Below are 13,979 nucleotides of genomic sequence, written 5' to 3'. Positions count from 1 at the left end.
GGTGGCGAAGACATGGAGGCGGGCCGCGCCGCAAGGCGGCGCGCCCCCGCGCCGTGCGCGGGGGTCTTGATGAAGTAGAGAAAGTCTGTCCGCTTCTCGGGCCTGCGCCCCCAGCTCCGGCCTGTCGGCTCGTGGGTCGGCTCGGATACGGTGCTGTGCATGCCCTCTGCTGTTGATACGCCCCGAGGAGCGGCCGAACTGGCTGAGTCCCTGTTGCCCCCGCTCGGTAATCGCTGGTTGCACACACAGGCCGTCGCGGCCCGTGCCCGCGAAGCGGCCGATGCGGTGCTCGAGGGTGAACGGGATCTCCTCGTTGCCGCGGCATGGCTGCACGACATCGGGTACGCCCCTGAGCTCCGGCAGACCGGCTTCCACCCTCTGGACGGTGCTCGGTACCTGGCTCAGCAGGGTGCGCCGGATCGTTTGGTGCGCCTGGTCGCCCATCACTCGGGGGCCACGTACGAGGCGGAACAGCGCGGGCTCTCGGATGAGCTGGCCGTGTACGAGCGGGAGGATTCGCCGCTCCTGGACGCGTTGATCTACGCGGATATGACGACCGGTCCGGCTGGGCAGTCCTTCGACTTCGACCGCCGGATTGACGAGATCCTCGACCGCTACGAGGCGGGTAGCGAAGTGCACACCGCGATCAGCAAAGCCCGTCCCTACCTCGGCGGTGCCGTGGAGCGGACGCGCGCTCGCCTCGGCGCCTGATCAACCGATGTACGGCTGAGGCCGGTTGGCCAACCCGTGATCGATCCGCATACGCATCGACGGGTGGATGTTCAGTCCGTCCAGGTCGTCCGGCGCCACGAACGCGACTTCCTTACTCTCGCTGCTCGTGCGGAGTTCGCCGCCGATGATGCGGGCTGTGAAGCAGATCGAGAACTGTTGGCGGACTTCGCCGTCGTCGTACGCCATCACGTGCCCCGGGTTCGTGTAGAGACCGACCAGGCCAGTGACCTCGACGTCGAACCCGGTCTCTTCCTTCGTCTCCCGCACTGCCGCGTCCGCGACCGCTTCGCCGACGTCGACCCCGCCGCCGGGCAGTGCCCACAGGTCGTTGTCGGTCTTGTGGATCAGCAGGACTCCCCCCGCCTCGTCGCGGGCCACGGCTGTCACGGACGGGACGATGCTGTTCGCCTCGGGGGCGTTCGGGTCGTTGAAGTAGTCGACGCGGGCCATGATTCCAGCGTCGCACGTATGCCGGCCGAATCGGCTATCCAGCCGTGCTGCGGTCCCAGGCGTAGTCGAAGCTCCGCATGTAGTGCCGGAAGGTGCGGGCTCCGGGGAGGTAGCGGAAGTGCAGGACCGGGTTCTGCCCGGCAGGGGCTCCCAGTACGTGCGGGTTGACCAAGACGTCGTCGTCGAACCGGTAGATCGAGTTGTACAGGATCGTGTCGTGCAAGCGGACTTCGACCCCGGGCACGTCGGCGGCGGGCTCGAGATAGCGCCGGGTGATGCGGGCACGTGCGGCCAAGTCGTCGCCGATGCCTTCCTCCACCCCGCGTTGGTGGATCATCTCGGAATCGGGGTCCCCCAGCAGGATGCGGACTTGGGCGCCCGCCCGCGCCTTGTCGGCCAACTGGTCGGGCAGATCGGGGTGTCCGTCGAACAGGAAGAGTCCGGCGTAGACGAGGATCTCGACGTGGTTCGCCGCCTGGTCGATCAGTGATGACCACAGAGACGCCGGTACGGCGCCGCGGTGCGGGTAGTACGTGACCAGCTCGGATGCACTGGCGGTCTCAACCTGCTTCTCCACGGCCGGCCAGAGGTAGACCTCGTCAACTCCGAGGAACGTGGCGGTTGCCCACCGGTGGCGGCGGTGCGGAGTGCGGTCGAGGGTGATCCAGCGCTCCACGCTCTTGGGGTCCACCTCGACGTGTTCGGCGACGGCCTGGACCGTCTTGCCCTGAGCTGAAATCGCAGCGCGTAAGCGTTCGTTGGCCATGGCGTGTGCCTCTCGTACGACCCGTGGACGGCTGAGGACGTTTTACCCCAACCAAAGACGTCCCTAAACGTCCCTACGGACCGTACTACGTCCACCCCTTCTCGCGGTCTCCTGATCTCACCGCTGAACGGCGGCTCTCAACTCCCTGCAGAATCAGGAGAACAGACAATGCGTCAGATTCCTGTAGACGTGTCGGCGGCCACCGTGATGGCGGCCAAGGCTCCGCAGCCGAAGGTGAAGGATCGTCGGACCGGTGAGATCGCGACGGACGCTGAGGGCGTCACGTTGATGACGGTCGAGGTCATGTTCTCGTCGAACGACGAGGTGGAGATCCTCAAGGTCACCGTTCCGCAGCCCGGCCTCTCCGGCGAGATGCAGATGGGCACCCCGGTCGCGCTGACCGGCCTGGTGGCCTCGCCGTGGGAGAACGAGTTCAACGGGCAGAAGCGGCACGGCATCGCGTTCCGTGCGGTGGCCGTCACATCACTGGCCGAGACTGCGGGCGCTTCGAAGTCCAAGGCGGCCTGATCATGGGCCGGTTGCTGATCATCCTCGGGTTGATGGTCGTGATTGCGCTGGTGCTGCGGTGGCGTCGTCCAGCCTGGTACTGGATGAGCTTCGGGGCCACGTTCGCCGGACTCCGGACGTTGGTTCGCTACCGGTCGGTGATGGACGCCTGTGGTCTGACCGTCCCGCCTGCTCGATGGCAGCTGACCTTGGCTCGGCTGACCAACCGGCCCATTCCCGGCCCACGGTCCCCGCGAATCCTGCGGCTGCGGCCGACACGGACCGGTCTGGTCCTGCGGATCAAGCTCCGTGCCGGTCAGGACGCCTTCGACGTATCCGCATCGACGGATCGACTCCGGCATTCGTTCGGCATGTACGGAGTGTCGTCGCGTGAGCTGCGGGCGGGCGTCGTGGAGATCGCGATGACCGGCTACGACGTGCTCAAGCGCGTGCAGATGCCCGCGAGAGCTGAACGGTCTGCGGTGCGAGTGCCGGTCGCGATGCGGGAGGACGGTGGTGTGCACTACCGCGACTACCGCCGCGTCCCGCACGCCCTCACCCTCGGCGCTACGGAGTCCGGCAAATCCGTGTATCAGCGCAACCTCATCACCGAACTCGCCCCGCAGGACGTGGCATTGGTCGGCATCGACTGCAAGCAAGGTGTCGAACAAGCCCCGATGGCCCGACGCTTCACCGCTCTCGCCGATGATCCGGACACTGCGCATGACTTGCTGGCCGCGTTGGTGAGGCACATGCAGGACGTGTACGAACTGATCCGGGCACACCAGCGGATCAGCGCGGACATCCCGGATGCGGAGATCGCCGCTGACATCTGGGACCTGCCCGAGGACATCCGCCCGGTCCCGCTGGTGGTGATCGTGGATGAGGTGGCCGAACTCGCCCTGTACGCGAACCGGGATGAGGAAAAGCGCCGGGACCGGATCATCACCAGCGTGGTGCGCCTCGCTCAACTCGGTCGTGCGGCGGGTGTGTATCTGGAGATCTGCGGTCAGCGCTTCGGCTCCGAGCTCGGCAAGGGCATCACCATGCTGCGGGCCCAGCTCACCGGCCGTACCGCCCACCGCGTGAACGATGAGACGTCGGCGAATATGGCGTTCGGTGACATCGCCCCGGATGCGGTTCTGGCTGCGGTCCAGATTGCTACCGAGACGCCGGGAGTCGCTGTGGCGGCGGATATGGCGGGGGGATGGTCCCGCATCCGGGCTCCGCACACGACGCTGCGACAGGCCGTGAACGCCTGCAACCGGCACGCGCACCGCACCCCCGACGTGCCCGCACTCGCCGACTTCCGGCCCGTGGTCCCGCACCTTGCCCCGGTGCCTGCCCCGGCGGTCGAGAAGACTCCCACCGCCGCCTGACTCGCCCCAGTTCCACCGGCTGGCGTGACCGTTTCGCGCCGGGTCCCTACCCCGCCCATGCCCCAACGCTCTTGGAAGGGAGTGCGTGATGTGTGAGGACTGCGCGGACTTCAACCGCACCGTGGCCCTGCTCGCCGACCTGGCCCTGTACAGCGACACCGCGTGCGCGGACGGCTTGTTCATCGACGTCGTCGGCCCGTGCCTGGCTGCATCGCTGCCTGAGCCGCCGCCCGCCGACGGCGTCGGCCTCGACTACCCCGGCGGGTGGTGATCGTGGCCACGGAGAGGAAGCCCCGTACGCGTCGTCCGCGGCCTGCGCCGTGCGAACCGTGCAAGGGCGCGGGAGAGGTTTCCCGCCTGGTCCGGGTCGGCCGAAGCCGCCGCGTCATCGGTGAGCAGACCGGCATGTGCCTGGCCTGCCTCGGCACCGGCCACGCCTCCGAGTGATCCCGCTCGCCGGGACCGGGCGGCCGGACATCGCATCCCCGCCCCGTCCCGGCTCTCATCCCTCGATCAAGAAGGTGACCGCCATGGTCCGCGGATTCCGTCTCGACGCCGTACTCGTTCAGGCCGTGATCGCCGGTGCTCTCTCCTTCGCCCACCTGCAAGAGGTTGCCGCGGCTGCCGGGCAGACCGGATGGAAGGCCTGGGCGTATCCGATCAGCGTGGACCTGCTCCTCGTCGTCGCCTGGCGCCGACTCCGCCACGGTGGAACCACGCGGCTGGCTTGGTGCTGGTTCGTCGTCGCCCTGGTCGCCTCGCTCGGTGCAAACGTCGCCACCGCCGGATTCCTCGACCTCCAACACCCGCCCGCGTGGCTCCGGTTCGGCGTCGCTGGGTGGCCCGCCCTCGCCTTCCTCGGCGGAACCCTCCTCGCCCACACCGCCCCGGAGCCGGTTATGCCGGCCGAAACGACGACGCCCGCCGCGCCTTCCGAGACCACTCTCACCCCAAATCCCGAACCGGCCGTTGATCCGCCCGCCGGACCACCCCCGGTCTCGACTCCGGTCGCGGTCCCGCCCGCCTTGGTGACGCATGCCCGCAAGGTCGCCGACGACCACCACACCCGCACCGGCACACCGATCGACACCGACACCCTGCGCACCCGCCTCGGAGTCCCCGCCCCGATGGCCGACGCCATCGCCGCCCAACTCACCTGACCCGACAAGGGAGATACCGCCATGCCCGCTCGCGACCACTTCCACTCCGTGATCCGCATCGGACCCGTCCAGATCGGCGTCCGCCGCGACCGCCACGGCCACACCAAACACTCCGCCGTCTGCACCGCCGACCGCTGCGGCTGGTCCGCCGACTACTCCTCGTCGTCGGCCGCCCAGCTCGCCGCCCGCACCCACCGCTGCCGCATCGCCCACTGACCCGAAGGACTCGTCATGCAGGTCCCGCTCTGGCTCGCCCTGATCGTCGTCGGCTATCTCGGCTGCAAACTCTTCCGCCCACCGATCTGGCTCGTCGCCCTGCTCCTCCTCGGCGGCTACCTCCTCGCCGACAGTCTGTTCGCCCCTGTCGTCGACACCGCCGTCAAGTAACCCACTGCACCCGCGAAAGGAGAACCGATCATGTTCCGCCCGAAGGTTCCGACCATGCCGACCCCGACTGGTCAAGTCACTCCGCCCGCCAGGGTGATCGAGCCGACCACCGTCGCCCACCACACTCCGGCTCCGGGCCCTCTGGCAACTGCTCCGGCTCCCGCTCCAGCGCGTCCGACAGTGCAGTTCACCCCCGGTGCCCTCGCGCTCGCCGTCGGTGGTGGCACGGCTGCGGTTCTCGTCGTCGGGGCGGTGGTGGTCTCGATGCTCCTCGCCGTCGCCATCACCGGCGCATCCGTCACCGTCTGCGCCCTGGTCATCCGCTCACTCATGCGCACCGACACCCGACGCTGACCGGCTCCCGGGCGGCCTCAACCGCCAAGTCTCAACCGCCCGGGAGCCCTGCCCCTACCGAACCAACCGATCCGGAAGGAACCACCATCATGACTCAACCCACCCACCCCGCCGGTCGGATCTGCCCGTCCTGCGACGGCTTCGCCTCCGCCGCCATCACCCTCGGCGGACGCAACCGGCACGGTCACCTGCACACCATCACCGCCCACTGCCCCACCTGCCACGGCACCGGCACCACCCGCCCGACCACGGCACCGGTACGGGAGCGTGCCCGTGTCTAACCCCCTCCTCGACCCGCTCACCCTCCGCGACCTGCTAAGGGTGGCCGGAGCAGACGACTACGACCGCTGGCACGAACAGATCCAACACACCGGCGGCTGCGCCGATCCCATCCACCTCACCGGCTGGACTGTCACCAAGGACAAGGTCACTGGGGAGACTCTGCACCGGTACTCGACCGAGGGTGAGCCGGGCGGGCGTCTCCGCCTTGCCTGCGGGAACCGGCGTGCATCGCGCTGCCCGTCCTGCGCGTTCACGTACGCCGGAGACACCTACCACCTGATCCGTGCCGGGCTTGCTGGCGACGACCGCCGGGACATCCCCGCCACGGTGCGTGAACATCCCCGGGTCTTCGCCACGTTGACCGCCCCGAGCTTCGGGCCCGTCCACAATCGCCCCGACTCCGGAACCTGCCGCTGCGGCACCCACCACCCCGAAAACGACCCCGCACTCGGGACCGCCCTCGACCCCGCCACCTACGACTACGCCGGTGCCGTGCTGTTCAACAACCACGCCGGGGACCTGTGGCACCGCTTCGCCAACCGACTCCGCCGCGAACTCGCCTCCCGCGCCGGGATTACCCAACGCGAGCTGAAGGAAACCGCCCGCCTCTCCTACGGCAAGGTCGCCGAGTTCCAAAAGCGCGGAGCGATCCACTTCCACGCAGTGATCCGCATCGACGGACCCGACGGTCCCGAGGATCCCCCTCCGGCCTGGGCTACCACCGGCACGCTCACCGATTCGATCCGTGCTGCGGTTGCCCACTCGTACACGACCGTCACGGTCCCGGCCGCCGACGATGAGCCGTGCCGGCCGTTTCGCTGGGGCCAACAACTCGACATCCGCCCCATCCAAGCGTTCGGGGACGGCTCCGACATCACCGAACAGGCCGTCGCCTCCTACGTCGCCAAGTACGCCACCAAAGCAGCAGAGAACACCGGCACCCTCGACCACCGCATCGGTGAACTCTCCGAACTCGACCGCCACCACGTCCCCGACCACACCCGCCGACTCATCGAAGCCTGCAAGCACCTCGACCCCCTCTACCCCGAACGCCGTCTCTGGGCCTGGGCGCACATGCTCGGCTTCCGCGGCCACTTCTCCTCCAAGTCCCGCCGCTACTCCACCACCCTCGGCAACCTCCGCCAGACCCGCGCCGACTACCGCGCAGCCCAAGAACGCGCCGCCCTCGACCTCGACGACCACACACCCGACACCGTCTTGGTCCTCGCCGACTGGCAGTACGCCGGACACGGCCACACCCCGGGTGAATCCGCTCTCGCCGCCACCATCGCCCGCAACCTCCAGACCAACCGCGACACCGCACGCGAAGCACTACGCGACCAACTGGCCCTGGAAGGAGCGCACCACCATGAATGACCGCTACCTGAGCGTCACCCAAGTCGCCGCCGTACTCGGCACCTCGGTGCGCTTCCCGCGACGGCTGATCGAAGAGCGGCGGATCAAGTACGTGAAGGTCGGCCGCCACGTCCGGATACCCGAGAGCGCCGTACGGGACTACATCGCGAGCCACACCGTGGAGCCTGTTCGGCGTCGGCGCTCGCGCTACGGCAGGGCTGCCTGATGGCGGGCAAGGGCAAGAAGCGGCGCTTCGGCCGCATCCGTAAACTTCCGTCCGGCCGCTATCAGGCTCGCTATCTGGGGCCGGATGGCATGGACCGACCTGCGCCGTTCACTTTCGCGACCAAGGGCGACGCGGACGACTGGCTTGCTGAACGACAGTCGGAGATCCGTCGCGGAGACTGGGCCGACCCGGACGCCGGTGCCGTCAACTTCCGCGAGTACGCCATGCAGTGGGTGAAGGACCGTCGTCTCTCGCCGACCACCGAAGAGCTCTACCGGCGGAACCTGCGCCTGCACATCCTCCCCACCTTCGGCGCCCTCGACCTGGACGAGATCACCGCGCCCCTGGTGCGCTCCTGGCGCTCCGAGCGACTCGATGCGACGGACGGCGCGCACAGCACGGTCGCCAAGTGCTACCGCTTGGTCAAGGCGATCATGGAGACCGCAGTGGATGACGAACTGATCCGCCGCAACCCGTGCCGGATCAAGGGCGCCGGGCAGGAGAACCCGGAAGAGCGCCCGACCGCCACAGTCGAGCAAGTGGATGACCTGGCCGACGCGATGGGCCCGCGCTGGCGACTGATGATCTACATCGGTGCCTACGGCCCCGCACGCCCGGAAGAACAGGCCGCACTCCGCCGCCCCGACGTCAGCCTCGAACCTCTCGGCGTCTGGATCCGGAGCGCGGAACCGGAGCTGAACACCGGTCGGCGCGTGCCCGGAGATACCAAGTCCCGCGCCGGGAAGCGGTTCATCGTGCTGCCATCGTTCATGGAGAAGGACGTGAAGCGGCACCTTGCTTGGTACGCCGAGCAGAAGCCGGACGGGCTGCTCTTCGTAGGTGAGCGCAAGGCACCCTTCCGGCGCTCCACGTTCGGCCGGAAGTGGCGCAAGGCTCGGGCCAAGGTCGGCCTGCCGGACACCTTTCGGTTTTATGACCTAAGGCACACGGGCCACACGCTCTCGACCCAGTCCGGCGCCACCCTCAAGGACACGATGGTGCGCGCCGGGCAGTCGTCCGAGAAGGCCGCGATGATCTATCAGCACTCGAACCTTGAGCGACAGCAAGAGGTTGCCGACGGCATCGCGGATCGCGTGCGCGCCGAGCGGAAGAAGGCCGCGGCCAAGGACGACGATCAGGCATCGGGCACGCAACGGGCACGAGACGCTTAGAACGGTCTAGACAACAAACAACCCCCGGGTCACTGACCTGGGGGTTTGTCGTGGAGCGGGTGACGGGAATCGAACCCGCGCTCTGAGCTTGGGAAGCTCATGTTCTACCATTAAACTACACCCGCGCGGCACGGCCCTGGAGGCGCCGTGGCTGCGCTCACGATACCCCATCCATGGTCCCCGGTGCTTGCGCCGTGGGGCCTTTGTGCTGTGTGGGGGGTGTGCGGCGAGGGTGGACGGGGCTGCGGGGCGCCGGAGTTGGGGCGTAGCGTGGTGGGTCCGGAGGTGCCGGTGTGATGGTGGGTGTGCCGCCTGGAGAGCCGTCCCTTTCATCCCGTAATGTGCGCCCCGAACGTCAGCCGAACGCCGTCTGCCCGCAAGGGCGTCGCGGCCCGTCGGCCGGTGTCGCCCACCGGTCGGTGTTGGGGAAGGGACTCGAGACTTGATGGAGCGTACGACCGTTGTCCGGTGTGCCGAGGGGCATGTGTTCAGCACCGCTTCGTTTCCGATGCAGCAGCTCGGGGCGGACCGGATCGGACCCGGCCGGCTGATCCGGTGTCCACGCTGCGCCCGGCTGCGGCACGCCGTCCCCGTGGAGCCGGCCGGCCGCTGACCCGCAGCGGGGCGGGGTCGGGTGGTGATCGTCGAAGTGGCGCGGGTCCGGATTACTGGGCGCCCGCGCCACGTGCGTATCCTCGGTGCGTGCTTCTCTCAGACAAGGACATTCGGGCGGAGATCGATGCCGGGCGGGTGCGGATCGATCCGTACGACGCGTCGATGGTCCAGCCCTCGAGTATCGATGTGCGGCTCGACCGCTATTTCCGGGTGTTCGAGAATCACCGCTATCCGCACATCGACCCGGCGGTCGAGCAGACCGATCTGACGCGGATGGTCGAGCCGGACGGGGACGAGCCGTTCATCCTGCATCCCGGTGAGTTCGTGCTGGCGTCGACGTACGAGGTCATCACGCTGCCGGACGATCTGGCGAGCAGGCTGGAGGGCAAGTCGAGCCTCGGCCGGCTCGGGCTCGTGACGCACTCCACGGCCGGCTTCATCGACCCGGGTTTCTCCGGGCACGTGACGCTGGAGCTGTCGAATCTGGCGACGCTGCCGATCAAGCTCTGGCCCGGGATGAAGATCGGCCAGCTGTGCATGTTCCGCCTCTCGTCGCCGGCGGAGTTCCCGTACGGGAGCGAGCGCTACGGGTCCCGGTATCAGGGGCAGCGCGGGCCGACGGCCTCGCGGTCCTTCCTCAACTTTCACAGAACGCAGGTGTGACGTCGGCATGAGTGACGTACGCGAGAACCTTACGTACGAGAAGTTCGGCGTCGCCGTACGTGAACTGGCCCAGGCCGTGGCCGACGACGGCTACGAGCCGGATGTGATCCTGAGCATCGCGCGCGGCGGTGTCTTCGTCGCGGGCGGTCTGGCGTACGCCCTGGACTGCAAGAACATCCACCTGGTGAACGTGGAGTTCTACACCGGTGTCGGCACCACGCTCGAGATGCCCGTGATGCTCGCCCCGGTGCCGAACGCGATCGACTTCTCCAACAAGAAGGTCCTGATCGCCGACGACGTCGCCGACACCGGCAAGACGCTGAAGCTGGTCCACGACTTCTGCCTCGACCACGTCGCCGAGGTGCGCAGCGCGGTCGTCTACGAGAAGCCGCAGTCTCTGGTGAAGTGCGAGTACGTGTGGAAGCGCACGGACGAGTGGATCAACTTCCCGTGGAGCGTGCAGGATCCGGTGGTGCGCAGGGCCGGTCAGGTGCTGGACGCCTGACGTCTGTCGGTCACCCCCCCCAGTAGTGCCGGGAACCTCGTGAGTCGTACGCGAACCTCGTGAGTCGTACAGCGACCCTCGTGAGTCGTACGCGAACCTCGTGAGTCTCACGCGTCACAGAGGCGGCGATTCGGCCACGGGCATGGTGCGCCGAGGCCCTGTGGCGTAACGGCCGTGCGTTCGAGGCCTTGGGATTGCCGGGCATCCGCGCGTCCGAATTCGAGCGCGTTCGAATCGCATCACCGGTCGTTGAGCCGTGCATCGCCGAGCCGTCCGGGCTCGGCACCGTCCTGAGGGAGGGATGCAGGGTGACTGCGACCGATGCCTCGACCGCCCACGCAGGGGACTCGACCGCCGAGGCTCCGAAGCCGCCTCCACCGCCCCCGGCGCTGATCAGCTTCGAGGGCAAGCACGCCAGGAATCCGCTGGCGGGGACCGGTTTCGGGGCGATGTGCCGGCGGCTGCCCGCGGTGCTGTGGCGCACCGCCCGGATGGCCTGGGCCGTCGATCGGCCTGCTGTGGTGCTGCTTCTCGTGTGCCAGCTCCTCACCGGTGCGGCGGCCGCCGTGGTGCTCGCGTTCACGGCGCGGGCGATGACTCATCTGCTCGGCACCGGCGCCGTGTCCGAGCGTCTCGGTGCCGCGCTGCCTGCCCTGGTCGTGGTGGCCACAGCTGCCGGTCTCGCCCGGACCGGCAGCGCCCTCGCCTCGTACGCGGACGGCCGGATCACGCCGCGGCTCACCACCGAGGCGGATGTGGCCCTGGTGGCCGCCGTGTGCCGGGTCGAGGCCTCGGCGTACGGCGAGGACGGCTTCGCCGACCGGCAGGAGGCGGCCGAAGTCGGGGTGACGCGCACGCGGTTGATGGTCCAGGACGCTCAGCGGTTCCTGGCCGCCCTGGTGCGGATGATCGCCGCGAGCGGGGTGATCACGGCACTGCACTGGATGCTGCTTCCGCTCCTGCTGCTCGCCGTACTGCCGGCCGGCGTCGGTGCCGTGCTCTCCGCGCGCGTGGACTACGAGACGCATTACGCGAACGTGGGGGATCGCAACGTCCGGTCGATGATGCGCTGGTGGGCCACGTACTCCCGGTTCGGCGACGAGGTGCGGGCCAACGGCATGACCGGGTACCTGGGTTACTGGTACCGCAGTCTGTCCGACCGGATCGACGAGCGGACCCTGACGGCGGCCCCGCGGATGCTCCGCATCGCGCTCTCGACCAGCGCGCTCGGCGGGCTGTTCCTGCTCGCCACCTGGGCGACGCTCGCCTGGCTCGCGACGACCGGGCGGATCGCCCTGCCGGTGGCGGCGACGGCGGTGGTGGCGGTGCAGACGACGCTCGGCGCGCTCTCGCAGTTCGTGATCCACGGTGCGGCGATGTTCCACACCTCGCTGTATCTGGCCGATATGCGGGGCTTTCTCGACGCGGCGGCGGAGCGTGCTCCGCGCAGGGGCACGGCGACGATCCCCGAGCGGGTCGACGAGATCCGCCTCGAGGAGGTCGTGCACCGCTACCCGGGCAAGGAGGAGCCGGCCGTGGACGGGGTGTCGCTCACGCTGCGCCGCGGCGAGATCCTGGCGATCGTGGGCGAGAACGGCAGCGGCAAGTCCACCCTGGCCCGGCTGATCACCGGAGTGCTGCTCGCCGAGAAGGGACGGGTCCTGTGGGACGGCGTGGACCTGGCCGATGCGGACCCGGACGCGGTGTGGCGGCGTACGGCGTTCGTCCCGCAGAACTTCGCCTGCTGGCCGCTGCGCGCCAGGGAGAACATCACGCTCGGGCAGCCGAGGACGTTCGACGACGCGGAGGTGTGGCGGGCGGTCGACGCGGTCGGGATGCGCGATGCGGTGGAGAAGCTGCCGCGGCAGCTGGACACGCTGCTCGCCAAGGAGTTGTGGGGCGGGGCCGAGCTGTCGGGCGGGCAGTGGCAGCGGCTCGCGTGCGGGCGGGCGCTGTACCGGCGCACGCCGCTGCTGATCCTGGACGAGCCGACCTCGCAGATGGATCCGCGCGGCGAGCGCCGGATCTTCCTGGAGATCAAGCGGATCGCCGCCGAGCGGATGACGGTCGTGGTGACCCACCAGCTGGAGAACACCCGCCTCGCGGACCGCATCGTCGTGCTGCGGGAAGGGCGGGTTGTGGAGCAGGGGTCGTACGACGAACTGCTCGCCGGGGGAGGGTTGTTCGCCGAGCTGGTGGGTCTGGCCCAGGATCGCTAGGGGGGTGTCGCCCGGACGTCGCCCGCTGGCCGCGGGTCCCGCACCGGGCGAGTGTGGCTCAGCTGTCGAAGTGGCCCCGGGTGGTGAGGAGTTCGGAGAGGTCGCTGCCCGCGGGGAGTTCGCGCGGGGGTGTCGGGCGGGTGAAGAGGCGGGCGGGGCGGGTGCCGCCGAGCGTGGCGCGGTCGCCCTGCACGCGGAGCCAGGAGCCCTCGCGCAGGGCGAGTACGGGGACGTCGTTCTCCTCGAGGAATTCGGTGAGGCGTTCCTCGCGGGTCTCGCCCTTGTGGGTGGAGGCCGGATCCGGGTCCAGATAGTGCGGGTTGATCTGGAAGGGGACGAGGCCGAGGGTCTCGAAGGACGGGGGCTGCACGATGGGCATGTCGTTGGTGGTGCGCAGGGTGGGGGCCGCCATGTTGGTGCCGGCGCTCGCGCCCATGTACGGCAGGCCGTCGCGGGCCGCGGCGATCAGGGCGTCCCGCAGGCCCGTCCCGTACAGGGCCTTGAGCAGCCGGAAGGAGTTGCCGCCGCCGACGAAGACCGCGTCGGCCCGGGCGAGCGCGGCGAGCGGATCACCGTCCTCGTGCACGCCGTGCACGGCGATGCCGCTGTCGGTGAGCGCCTCGCGGACCTTGGCCGTGTAGGCGTCGTGGTCGGCGAGGGCGTACGGCACGAAGGCGAGCCGGGCGCCGGCCGACAGGAAGCCGGTGACGGTGTCCAGGGCGTGGGCGAGGTAAACGCGTCCGTGCTGGGTGGAGTTGGAGAGCAGGAGGAGGTCGGGGCTGGGCAACTCGGGCTCCTGGTAGGGGAATTGGTTCAGGCGGCGGCGCGGCGGGCGCGCTGGGGTGGGTGGGTGAGGCGCTGCTCCAGGAGGCGGGCGGCGTGGCGGAGTGCGTCGAGGCGGCCCTCGGACCCGTCCGGGAAGCGGTCCTTGGCGGCGCCGAGGCTGAGGCTCCCGTAGGGCTCGCGGCCGAGGAATCGGCGGTGCCGTACTGCAATCCGGGCGGTACGGATGCCAAGGCGTTCACGAAGCTGGGCATCCGCTGCTTCGGTTTCAAGGGACTGAAGCTGCCGCACGATCTGGATCACGGCCGGCTCTTCCACGGTGTCGACGAGCGGGTGCCCCTCGACGGGCTGCGGTTCGGGGTCGGCGTGATGACCCGGCTCCGGCAGAGCTGCTGACCCCGGCCGCCCTTCGTACGCGGCCGG

General features: G+C 69.1%; 18 protein-coding genes, 1 tRNA gene and 2 pseudogenes. 16 read left to right on the top strand and 5 right to left on the bottom strand.

The features are described 5' to 3' along the window. The first annotated feature begins 159 nt into the window (after window positions 1-159). Window positions 160-711: an HD domain-containing protein gene (locus tag DY218_RS31330; RefSeq protein ID WP_128559552.1), complete on the top strand. Its 552-nt coding sequence runs from the start codon at window positions 160-162 to the stop codon at window positions 709-711. Here DY218_RS31330 and DY218_RS31325 read toward each other — a convergent pair whose 3' ends face one another. Beyond that, complete coding sequence (locus tag DY218_RS31325; protein ID WP_128559551.1) at window positions 712-1,182, bottom strand: NUDIX hydrolase; 471 nt, start codon at window positions 1,180-1,182, stop codon at window positions 712-714. A 34-nt stretch (window positions 1,183-1,216) separates the two neighbouring features. After that, window positions 1,217-1,948 (bottom strand): helix-turn-helix domain-containing protein, encoded by a 732-nt coding sequence (locus DY218_RS31320; RefSeq protein WP_128559550.1) that lies wholly within the window; start codon window positions 1,946-1,948, stop codon window positions 1,217-1,219. Between the two features lie 168 nt (window positions 1,949-2,116). On the opposite strand from DY218_RS31320, the gene DY218_RS31315 reads away from it, so the two are divergent. From DY218_RS31315 to DY218_RS31265, 11 genes are all read left to right on the top strand, one after another. Then, window positions 2,117-2,476 (top strand): SCO3933 family regulatory protein, encoded by a 360-nt coding sequence (locus DY218_RS31315; RefSeq protein WP_128559549.1) that lies wholly within the window; start codon window positions 2,117-2,119, stop codon window positions 2,474-2,476. 2 nt (window positions 2,477-2,478) lie between these two features. Further along, a complete protein-coding gene (locus tag DY218_RS31310) occupies window positions 2,479-3,834 on the top strand; it encodes an FtsK/SpoIIIE domain-containing protein (protein ID WP_128559548.1) in 1,356 nt (451 codons plus the stop codon). Between the two features lie 88 nt (window positions 3,835-3,922). Further along, on the top strand, window positions 3,923-4,105 hold the full coding sequence (locus DY218_RS31305) for a hypothetical protein (protein WP_128559547.1): 183 nt from the start codon (window positions 3,923-3,925) through the stop codon (window positions 4,103-4,105). A gap of 259 nt (window positions 4,106-4,364) precedes the next feature. Then, the gene (locus DY218_RS31300; protein WP_128559546.1) at window positions 4,365-4,994 is read left to right on the top strand and encodes a DUF2637 domain-containing protein; all 630 of its coding nucleotides are present in this window, start codon (window positions 4,365-4,367) and stop codon (window positions 4,992-4,994) included. 21 nt (window positions 4,995-5,015) lie between these two features. Then, on the top strand, window positions 5,016-5,210 hold the full coding sequence (locus DY218_RS31295; protein WP_128559545.1) for a mobile element transfer protein: 195 nt from the start codon (window positions 5,016-5,018) through the stop codon (window positions 5,208-5,210). Between the two features lie 15 nt (window positions 5,211-5,225). Further along, window positions 5,226-5,381, top strand: coding sequence for a hypothetical protein (locus DY218_RS31290; RefSeq protein WP_128559544.1), 156 nt, complete (start codon window positions 5,226-5,228; stop codon window positions 5,379-5,381). Between the two features lie 30 nt (window positions 5,382-5,411). Beyond that, window positions 5,412-5,735 carry a SpdD-like protein gene (locus DY218_RS31285; protein WP_128559543.1) on the top strand — a complete coding sequence of 108 codons (324 nt, stop codon included), beginning with the start codon at window positions 5,412-5,414 and terminating at the stop codon, window positions 5,733-5,735. A gap of 89 nt (window positions 5,736-5,824) precedes the next feature. Continuing rightward, a complete protein-coding gene (locus DY218_RS31280) occupies window positions 5,825-6,016 on the top strand; it encodes a hypothetical protein (RefSeq protein ID WP_128559542.1) in 192 nt (63 codons plus the stop codon). Next, on the top strand, window positions 6,009-7,394 hold the full coding sequence (gene repSA, locus DY218_RS31275) for a replication initiator protein RepSA (protein ID WP_128559541.1): 1,386 nt from the start codon (window positions 6,009-6,011) through the stop codon (window positions 7,392-7,394). Before DY218_RS31280 ends, repSA begins: the two co-directional genes overlap by 8 nt. After that, a complete protein-coding gene (locus DY218_RS31270) occupies window positions 7,387-7,599 on the top strand; it encodes an excisionase family DNA-binding protein (RefSeq protein WP_128559540.1) in 213 nt (70 codons plus the stop codon). Before repSA ends, DY218_RS31270 begins: the two co-directional genes overlap by 8 nt. Beyond that, window positions 7,599-8,771, top strand: a complete 1,173-nt coding sequence (locus tag DY218_RS31265; RefSeq protein ID WP_128559539.1) for a tyrosine-type recombinase/integrase — start codon at window positions 7,599-7,601, stop codon at window positions 8,769-8,771. Before DY218_RS31270 ends, DY218_RS31265 begins: the two co-directional genes overlap by 1 nt. Window positions 8,772-8,822: 51 nt before the next feature. Here DY218_RS31265 and DY218_RS31260 read toward each other — a convergent pair. Next, window positions 8,823-8,896: transfer RNA gene (locus tag DY218_RS31260), tRNA-Gly, on the bottom strand. A 577-nt stretch (window positions 8,897-9,473) separates the two neighbouring features. Between DY218_RS31260 and dcd the strand changes: the two genes are divergently transcribed. The 3 genes from dcd (at window position 9,474) to DY218_RS31245 (ending at window position 12,773) form a co-directional block, all read left to right on the top strand. After that, window positions 9,474-10,049, top strand: a complete 576-nt coding sequence (gene dcd / locus DY218_RS31255; RefSeq protein WP_119295006.1) for a dCTP deaminase — start codon at window positions 9,474-9,476, stop codon at window positions 10,047-10,049. 7 nt (window positions 10,050-10,056) lie between these two features. Further along, a complete protein-coding gene (locus DY218_RS31250) occupies window positions 10,057-10,554 on the top strand; it encodes a phosphoribosyltransferase (protein ID WP_128559538.1) in 498 nt (165 codons plus the stop codon). 308 nt (window positions 10,555-10,862) lie between these two features. Continuing rightward, window positions 10,863-12,773 carry an ABC transporter ATP-binding protein gene (locus tag DY218_RS31245; RefSeq protein WP_128559537.1) on the top strand — a complete coding sequence of 637 codons (1,911 nt, stop codon included), beginning with the start codon at window positions 10,863-10,865 and terminating at the stop codon, window positions 12,771-12,773. 58 nt (window positions 12,774-12,831) lie between these two features. Here the strand turns inward: DY218_RS31245 and pepE are convergent, their stop codons facing one another. Together pepE and DY218_RS35515 are read right to left on the bottom strand one after the other, a co-directional pair. Continuing rightward, on the bottom strand, window positions 12,832-13,560 hold the full coding sequence (pepE, locus tag DY218_RS31240) for a dipeptidase PepE (protein WP_128559536.1): 729 nt from the start codon (window positions 13,558-13,560) through the stop codon (window positions 12,832-12,834). Window positions 13,561-13,586: 26 nt separating this feature from the next. Then, window positions 13,587-13,748 (bottom strand): annotated as a pseudogene (locus DY218_RS35515) (IclR family transcriptional regulator); the annotation flags it as partial. On the opposite strand from DY218_RS35515, the pseudogene DY218_RS31230 reads away from it, so the two are divergent. Next, window positions 13,680-13,952 (top strand): annotated as a pseudogene (locus DY218_RS31230) (M20/M25/M40 family metallo-hydrolase); the annotation flags it as partial. The pseudogenes DY218_RS35515 and DY218_RS31230 overlap by 69 nt on opposite strands. Window positions 13,953-13,979 lie beyond the last annotated feature (27 nt).

Source organism: Streptomyces triticagri, from assembly GCF_003429565.1.
Taxonomy (GTDB): Bacteria; Actinomycetota; Actinomycetes; order Streptomycetales; family Streptomycetaceae; genus Streptomyces; species Streptomyces triticagri.
Note: the sequence above shows the minus strand (reverse complement) of the source record. Positions and strands in the feature narration are given on the sequence as shown.

Coding starts and splice junctions, on each gene's coding strand:
- DY218_RS31330 (WP_128559552.1), top strand. CDS start 160: ATGCCCTCTGCTGTTGATACGCCCCGAGGAGCGGCCGAACTGGCTGAG.
- DY218_RS31325 (WP_128559551.1), bottom strand. CDS start 1,182: ATGGCCCGCGTCGACTACTTCAACGACCCGAACGCCCCCGAGGCGAAC.
- DY218_RS31320 (WP_128559550.1), bottom strand. CDS start 1,948: ATGGCCAACGAACGCTTACGCGCTGCGATTTCAGCTCAGGGCAAGACG.
- DY218_RS31315 (WP_128559549.1), top strand. CDS start 2,117: ATGCGTCAGATTCCTGTAGACGTGTCGGCGGCCACCGTGATGGCGGCC.
- DY218_RS31310 (WP_128559548.1), top strand. CDS start 2,479: ATGGGCCGGTTGCTGATCATCCTCGGGTTGATGGTCGTGATTGCGCTG.
- DY218_RS31305 (WP_128559547.1), top strand. CDS start 3,923: ATGTGTGAGGACTGCGCGGACTTCAACCGCACCGTGGCCCTGCTCGCC.
- DY218_RS31300 (WP_128559546.1), top strand. CDS start 4,365: ATGGTCCGCGGATTCCGTCTCGACGCCGTACTCGTTCAGGCCGTGATC.
- DY218_RS31295 (WP_128559545.1), top strand. CDS start 5,016: ATGCCCGCTCGCGACCACTTCCACTCCGTGATCCGCATCGGACCCGTC.
- DY218_RS31290 (WP_128559544.1), top strand. CDS start 5,226: ATGCAGGTCCCGCTCTGGCTCGCCCTGATCGTCGTCGGCTATCTCGGC.
- DY218_RS31285 (WP_128559543.1), top strand. CDS start 5,412: ATGTTCCGCCCGAAGGTTCCGACCATGCCGACCCCGACTGGTCAAGTC.
- DY218_RS31280 (WP_128559542.1), top strand. CDS start 5,825: ATGACTCAACCCACCCACCCCGCCGGTCGGATCTGCCCGTCCTGCGAC.
- DY218_RS31270 (WP_128559540.1), top strand. CDS start 7,387: ATGAATGACCGCTACCTGAGCGTCACCCAAGTCGCCGCCGTACTCGGC.
- DY218_RS31265 (WP_128559539.1), top strand. CDS start 7,599: ATGGCGGGCAAGGGCAAGAAGCGGCGCTTCGGCCGCATCCGTAAACTT.
- DY218_RS31250 (WP_128559538.1), top strand. CDS start 10,057: ATGAGTGACGTACGCGAGAACCTTACGTACGAGAAGTTCGGCGTCGCC.